Here is a 7,090-nt window from a genome sequence, read left to right on the forward strand (position 1 = left end):
TCAAAAACGAAGGTTGCAAAGTTCAGAACAACTTATATCATTCATTTCTATTTAAGAAACGCAGCACTAGAATGATACCTACCACAGTAAATAAGGCCGATACTCTGTACATCAGTTGTACCTCACCAACTTGAATCAGCCACCCTGCGCCGACTGTCCCGATAATTGCACTGATTCCAAAGCTTACAGCATTATAGGCAGACTGAGCGCTTCCTTGGACATAGGCTGGTAAAAGCGTGTTTAAATACTCGACACCTGCCAGATAAAAGAGAGCAAAACTAAGACACTGAGTAATTTGCAACAAAATAATGATTCGATAGTCCTGAATTTGACTATACCCAATCCAACGAAAAGCGAAAATAACTCCTGCCAAGGCGATGAGTTGCTGAGGACTAAACCGTCTCAGCCAACTACTACCCATACTAAAAACGATCATTTCACTTAAGGCCGCTATCGTCCACCCAAATCCGATCCACCAACGGCTAGCCCCTAACTCCTGGAGATGCCAGCCGAAAAAAACGGAATAGGCATTATACGGTGCCATGAAAAGAAATGTGACCATAAAGAAGATCAGCAGACTTGGAGCTTTGGCATTACTCAGCAAAGAGAAAGGGATAGCGGGTAAGGATGAGCCTGCTTGCATGGTCTTTCGAGGGTTAGGTAACAATTTAGCCCAGAATAAACACCCGATCAGGATCATCCCTTCCACAACCCCAAACCAGGCCAAATCTAGATATGTAAAAATTAGTCCGCCGAGAGCGGCAGTTAGAGCAAAACCAAAAGAACCCCACCGCCGAATTTTTCCATAATCTTTGCGGTCCTCAAGTGTATTCAACACTAAGGCATCCGATAAAGGTGTGATCGGTGAGTTCGTAAAGGCATAAATTGATAATAACACCGCAAATGAAATAAATCCCTTGCCATATGACAGGGAAAAACAGACAAGTGCTGTTAAAGTTAATGCTAGGAGCAGAAATTCTTTGTGTCTTCTATATCGATCTGCCTGTGTTCCCCAGACAGCTTGAGCAAAAATACCGGCGAAGGGCCCTACTGACATTAGGACACCAATTTCAAGACTGTTTAAGTTCGAATGACTTAAAAATAATGGCAAAAAGGGAATATAAATTCCCACAGCTGCAAAATAGAAAATATAATACCCTGCCATCACAGAATTCCGTTTCACGGTAGTCTCTCCTCCTTTCACTTAAGGGTTTTCCAGGTCCTAGAGGGATCACCAAAAAAATGTTGTTAACCTAGAAAATTGTTAAATATTATGTTCGCAACTCGAAATTAATACTCTCTACATAGTATTAATAACTAGGCTTGTGCCAAGGATCGGCTAAGGCCATCCATGGATCAATCGAAACTAGGCACATCTTAAAAGAAAACAGAACGTTATACTTTCTGAAAAGTACAAAAAAGGCTAGGGATAATCCCTAACCTTTTGTACTATTTATACTATCGTTTAGTACCGACGCATTGATTGGAAGCAATCGCGGCAATACACAGGTTTTTCACCTGAAGGTTGAAACGGAACTTCCGTCTCTACTCCACAGCTTGCGCAAACTGCAGGGAACATTTGTCGTTGCGGTCGACTACCATTACTTCCGAATCCGCCGCTACGGCCACCACCTGATTGTTGTTTGCGGGCATGACGACACGCTGGGCACCGAGTTGGATCGTTTTCGAATCCTTTTTCAATGTAGAAATCTTGTTCTCCCGCCGTGAAAATAAATTCTTGACTGCAATCGCGACATGTTAGAGTTCTGTCCTGAGCCATTCTAACTCCTCCTTATTAGGTGTTCCTTGTACGGATTGGATCCTTCAACAAATTATCATCCGTTGCACCAAATAAGGTCAAAGTATGGATTCCAATTTTGATAGGCCCAAGTCTTAACAAGCACAGGGTCAGTATAGCAGAGCAAATGCTTAGAAGCAATCTAATTTTTTTATGAAATTTTAAGTATATAAGCGAATCAGGAAGAATCTTGAAACCCGCTATCAGAAAAAAACCCTCATGTGTGGTCGATAAAGCATTATTAGTTGGGTGGATCAATTTTATCTGATCAAGAAATATCGACAGCCCCATTAGCTAGCATCTGTCTTAGTTCCTTTTTGTCAATCCCCTGACCTAAGGCAATACTTAAAAACAAGCGGACCTTTTCAGTCGACAGATCTGCTGAAAACCAAGCTCCTACTCGTTCTAAATCTGCGCCTCCACCCGGATATCCATAGATCGGGGCTGTACGCCCAAATAAGCAACGCGATGTGATAACGACAGGGATGCCGTTGGTCACAAGTTTAGCTATCTCTGGGATTAACTGAGGGGGTAAGTTTCCGCGTCCGAACGCTTCAATCACCATGGCATCCGTGTTTTGTTGGGCTATCTTCAAAATTTCCGGTGACATACCCGTAAACGCTTTGCAAATTGCTACATTGGCTAAACTCTTCGGAACTCCAAGTTTAAGTGAGGGTTCCGGTTTACGATGCCAAATAACCTGTCCAGTATCAATACTGCCTAACGCTCCAATATCTCCTGAATCAAAAGCATCCACATGACTTGTGTGAAGTTTGCGCACATCCCGTGCAGCATGTATTTCTTCATTCAGAGCAATTACAATGCCACGCTGCAGAGCTCGAGGATCTAGGGCGATACGCATAGCATTATGTAAATTACGAGGACCATCTGAATCACTCTCTGAAGCGTCCCTTTGCGAAGCGGTAAAGATCACAGGCCGTGGGTCTTTAATAGCAACATCCAGGAAATAAGCTGTTTCTTCAAGTGTATCTGTCCCATGGGTAATGATGATCCCTTTTAGTGAAGGATCGAGAAAAAAATGCTGTTCGACCTTATGTGCTAAAGACCTCATGTGTAGGGGTTGAATATTACAACTGGCAACATTGCTAAAATCACAAATTTCCCAATCAGCCTCTTGGGAAAGATCGGGTAGGCTTTCCACAAGCTCGAGACCGCCAACAGCAGGAACCACCTTTCCCGCCTTATTCTTACGCATGGCAATAGTACCACCCGTTGCAATTAGAAGTACTTTTTCCTTTTTCACGGTGCTCACCCTTCATCAAACAACGAAATTCCTAAGTTGTTTAATGCTTTCTTCAATCTCACCATATGATACGGTTTTTGGATGTGTTCTCCATGCCAATGACAATCTAAGAGATCGGCATCCTTGACGAGTTCCTCGAGCGAAGTTCCGATCTGATCCTTTTTAGAATGATTGATGACCGCTTGCACAATCTGCTCTCTAGATTCATCCGAATACTTCCCCTCGGCTAAGAAACGGCGAATTGGATCCTCTCCTTTTGGGGCATGATCCAACTGTTTTCCAGTCTCCCAGCGACCGATGTCATGTAAAGCACAAGCCAAAGCTGCTTGCTCTATGTCTACATTTCGCATTTCCGCCAACATACGACCGATTTGAGCACAGCTTGTCGCATGAGCCTTTTCCCAAGTGATAGGGTAATCACGCTCAATGGTCGCTGCGTCCAAATGATCCAACAAATCGTATATCCTTTGTAAATCCTTGATAAATTCCCAATTCATTGCCGCTCCCCCTATTTACTTATTTTACCATAAAAAAAAGAAAATTAATTCGTATTCTCCTCATATCTTATCCTAAGAGTATTTGCGACATGAGGAGGAGGTCTGTATTGAATTCTAATTGGACACCCACTGCACGACGTCTTATCAACAAACGCTTATGGATCCTCGGGTATTCTTCCGAGGACTACGAAGGTGATTTTCGCGCCCTTGAAACGCTAAGACAACAGGGCCCCCACATTGATGTTTACGCTGACTTTGCCTATCAACTTCAACCAGATGGTCAGTTCATCGGTCAGGTTAATAAGCTAGTGCTTCAAGAAGCTATAGAACAAGGCACTGCGCCCTTTATTCTCTTCCATAATTTTGACGGCAAAATCTTTGATCCCCTTCCCTTGCGTTCAGTTTTATCTTCAACTGCCTCTCAAAGAAATTGTATACGTCATATGATTAATTTACTACCACCAAATGTAGCCGGAGTACATGTGGATTTTGAAGGGGTAGAAGCTCCATACCGTATTCCTTTCCTCACCTTTCTTGAATCTCTAAAAACCACTTTACATGACCGCGGCTTACTCTTATCGATTGCTATCCCTGCAAAACGCTCGGAGTCGGAGGCTCCTGGCTATGACTTTGCTGGGATTGGGCGCTTATGTGATTCAATTACTCTAATGACCTATGACGAACACTACTCGTGCGGTACACCTGGTCCTATCGCAAGTCTTCCTTGGATGACCCAAGCACTTGACTACGCCATCCACTATATACCCAATGAAAAGATATTACTAGGAATTCCAGTCTATGGCTACGATTGGTCCAACGAACCAACGTGTATGGTCCCAATGCGTGAAATTCCCGAGTTAGTCGCCCAAAATAACGCACGAGTTCTTTGGTCTGACCAAGCGGTAGGGCCCTACTTCTTTTATTGGCGAGGACGAACAAGGCATACTGTGTGGCATGAAAATGAACTTTCTGCCAAGGTTCGCCTTGGGTTTGTCAAAAGTTACCGCTTGCGAGGGATAGCCATTTGGCGCCTTGGCTATGAGACAAACCGTTTCTGGCAAGAGGTCTCCAATAAACTCAAACGATAGGCTTGTCCTCACCTGTCTTCGATTCATTGCTGTACGTCAAGTTAAGTGGCAAGCATCGGATATATAATATGAAAAAAACTGATATTGAAGAGAGGGCTGTATCATCAACATCTGGTGATCCAAGCCTTCATTTTTAACTATATGAGACAGTTATTGGGCCTGTCCTCAAACTATCCGTAAAACCCTACTTGTTCTTTAATCAATAAACGCTTATCATTGAATTATCAATAGCTACTAAGGAGATGAGCACATCCATGTATGAGCTTAAAAATCACACAGAAATAGTGGTCCAACAAGCACTACAAGACTACCTTCGAATTAATCAACTTTCATGCTCCTGTGAACGCTGTCAGGCCGATATAATGGCCCATGCTTTGAATCGTTTGCCAGCGCGCTACTATGTTTCTTCACGAGGCGAGATTATGACGCAATGGGAATCCCAGGCGCTTCCAGATCAAGCGCGTATCATGTCAGAAGTGGTCCGTGCCGCGCAGCAAGTCAATGCTACTCCGTCACATCCACTAGACTAACTTATCCTACGCTACAATTTAGACAGCATTTATTACGATGATCACGGCTAATACCGCTACGACAGCTAATGTTATAACCCTAAATGGAGAGTCTATGACCAGTTCTATCCTGACTGGGGTCACTTCAATGTCGATCATACCATTTCCTCCTCGCTCCTTTCTATTGTATGGTCTTTTCTGACCGCTTGTTAAAATGAGGAGGCCAAAAGGTCTCCTCTTTTTTATTCACTGTTTGAATCGACCTCTGTATCAGTTTATTATAGCACGTTTATATCATCCAAAAAAAAGATTTAACTGAGAACTTAAATTCAGAAAGGAGGTCTTTCTTTTATGCTCAACTCTGAAGAACTTCTCCGTTTTTCTCTGTTTTCGTCTTTAAGCCCCAGTGATGTAGCCCCCCTTCTCCCACATTTAATCGAGCGCCGTTATCGTCGGGGGCAACTATTATTTGTAGAAGGTGAGATTGGTTCATCGGTATATTTTGTCCTTTCTGGGCAAGTTAAACTTAGTAAATCAACCCCTGAAGGTGAAGAACAGATTCTTGATTGGTGTGGTCCCTATGATTGTTTCGCCGAGGTTTTGCTTCTCGAAGCCGGTTCCTACCCAGCAACCGCTGAAGTCCTGCAGGATAGCACCTTATTAGTCCTGCATAACGAAGTAATGTCCCATATTCTGGAATCTAATCCTGCTCTTTCACTAGCCCTCATTCGCACCTTAAGCCGACGCTTAAGACTCGCCCAGGAATTCATCCGAATTTTGACGAATCGTTCAACCGCCGGAATTCTAGCTGCCCTTTTCCTTCGCCTAGCACAACCAGCCAACAATCCTGGCCAGCCTATTTTTATAGATGCTTCTCTCACACATCGAGATTTAGCTAACATGATTGGGACTTCTCGTGAATGCGTCAACCGATCCATCAACAGCTGGAAGCGCTCTGGAATTCTAAAACTAGTAGATAATCGATTAGAAATCATAAAACCTCACGAGTTAGCAGACTGGCCTTAATTAAAGACCAGGGCATTGCTACCGCTTGGTTGTTGTTCAAGTTGGTTTATGATTCGCCAACATTCTTCCCAGCTAATATTCGCCTGTCGGCGCCAAAAAACCATGGCAGCACGAGTTTTTTCACACTCTCGTTCATTAAGCATACTTTGGTTTGGCAGTTTACCACCCCAGGCTTTAACCCACTCTTGATAACCTTGGATCAATTCTGCAGATTGGCTCCTTAAATACCGAATCGTGTAAATACTAGTTAACCAATATATATCTTTTTCTTCTCCACCCCTTACATATACTTGCCCATCTAGATCCGCACCGGCTATCAATAATAGTAAGAACAGGAAATGAACGCGCACGGCTTGTCGCAAAGTGTCCGGATTAATTTGCATTAGTTCTGAAAATCGGCCAAGAGGCTTGAGAAAGATCTTAACTGCTGGATCTCGATAAGTACAAATTCCAAATGCCGCTAAAGGAATTGGATAGATGTCATCCAACCCGCTTTCCTGCAATTGACCCACTAACTCTCGCTCGGCTTGAACCAAGCGTTGCTCTCTGATTAAAAGTTGCTCAGTCGTTTCTTTTAAGAAGGATTCCGCTTCTTTAGGACGATCCGGAAGAGCATCAGCCCATTCACGTAACCGGGAGCGTCGTGGCATGAGAATATCAATGATTGACCCCGTCTCTTGATGCAAAACCTTAAATCCTTGGCGCACGCGATCAGGATCGTGATATAATCCCCGCATCAGCGCTTCAGCCGCTGAGGGAATTTCTACAGATTCCTCAAACCGTATAATCACTTCTCCATGTCTTTCCGGGAACTTGAGTCCCATGGCCTTCTCAATCTCTAACCGTATTGAAGACACATCTGATCCCCCCTAGCCTCGTCTCTTGTTTCATCCTATGGATTCAAGGGA

Annotated in this window: 8 protein-coding genes; 3 read left to right on the forward strand and 5 right to left on the reverse strand. The window is 43.6% G+C overall.

Going from position 1 to position 7,090, the window contains the following annotated elements:
• Positions 1-37: 37 nt before the first annotated feature.
• The 4 genes from JL57_RS24875 to JL57_RS24890 all read right to left on the reverse strand — a co-directional run bounded on the left by JL57_RS24875 (position 38) and on the right by JL57_RS24890 (position 3,559).
• Positions 38-1,183 (reverse strand): MFS transporter, encoded by a 1,146-nt coding sequence (locus tag JL57_RS24875; protein ID WP_034141859.1) that lies wholly within the window; start codon positions 1,181-1,183, stop codon positions 38-40.
• A gap of 282 nt (positions 1,184-1,465) precedes the next feature.
• Entirely contained in the window at positions 1,466-1,780 is a 315-nt protein-coding gene (locus tag JL57_RS35490; RefSeq protein WP_291299909.1) for a zinc-ribbon domain containing protein, read from the reverse strand.
• A gap of 286 nt (positions 1,781-2,066) precedes the next feature.
• Positions 2,067-3,062, reverse strand: coding sequence for an asparaginase (locus JL57_RS24885; RefSeq protein ID WP_034141861.1), 996 nt, complete (start codon positions 3,060-3,062; stop codon positions 2,067-2,069).
• A 5-nt stretch (positions 3,063-3,067) separates the two neighbouring features.
• Positions 3,068-3,559, reverse strand: a complete 492-nt coding sequence (locus JL57_RS24890) for an HD domain-containing protein (protein WP_034141862.1) — start codon at positions 3,557-3,559, stop codon at positions 3,068-3,070.
• A gap of 107 nt (positions 3,560-3,666) precedes the next feature.
• On the opposite strand from JL57_RS24890, the gene JL57_RS24895 reads away from it, so the two are divergent.
• The 3 genes from JL57_RS24895 (at position 3,667) to JL57_RS24905 (ending at position 6,182) form a co-directional block, all read left to right on the forward strand.
• Positions 3,667-4,647, forward strand: coding sequence for a glycosyl hydrolase family 18 protein (locus JL57_RS24895; RefSeq protein WP_034141863.1), 981 nt, complete (start codon positions 3,667-3,669; stop codon positions 4,645-4,647).
• A 254-nt stretch (positions 4,648-4,901) separates the two neighbouring features.
• Positions 4,902-5,177 (forward strand): late competence development ComFB family protein, encoded by a 276-nt coding sequence (locus JL57_RS24900; RefSeq protein WP_034141864.1) that lies wholly within the window; start codon positions 4,902-4,904, stop codon positions 5,175-5,177.
• A gap of 330 nt (positions 5,178-5,507) precedes the next feature.
• The gene (locus tag JL57_RS24905) at positions 5,508-6,182 is read left to right on the forward strand and encodes a Crp/Fnr family transcriptional regulator (RefSeq protein ID WP_034141865.1); all 675 of its coding nucleotides are present in this window, start codon (positions 5,508-5,510) and stop codon (positions 6,180-6,182) included.
• On the opposite strand, the gene JL57_RS24910 is transcribed toward JL57_RS24905, so the two are convergent.
• Entirely contained in the window at positions 6,179-7,039 is an 861-nt protein-coding gene (locus JL57_RS24910) for a hypothetical protein (RefSeq protein WP_291299910.1), read from the reverse strand. The two genes, JL57_RS24905 and JL57_RS24910, sit on opposite strands and share 4 nt — an antisense overlap.
• Positions 7,040-7,090: the final 51 nt, after the last annotated feature.

This window comes from Desulfosporosinus sp. BICA1-9, from assembly GCF_000802135.1.

Bases quoted from the DNA above. Each gene is read 5' to 3' on its own strand.
- JL57_RS35490 (WP_291299909.1), bottom strand. From the start codon at position 1,780: ATGGCTCAGGACAGAACTCTAACATGTCGCGATTGCAGTCAAGAATTT.
- JL57_RS24890 (WP_034141862.1), bottom strand. From the start codon at position 3,559: ATGAATTGGGAATTTATCAAGGATTTACAAAGGATATACGATTTGTTG.
- JL57_RS24900 (WP_034141864.1), top strand. From the start codon at position 4,902: ATGTATGAGCTTAAAAATCACACAGAAATAGTGGTCCAACAAGCACTA.
- JL57_RS24905 (WP_034141865.1), top strand. From the start codon at position 5,508: ATGCTCAACTCTGAAGAACTTCTCCGTTTTTCTCTGTTTTCGTCTTTA.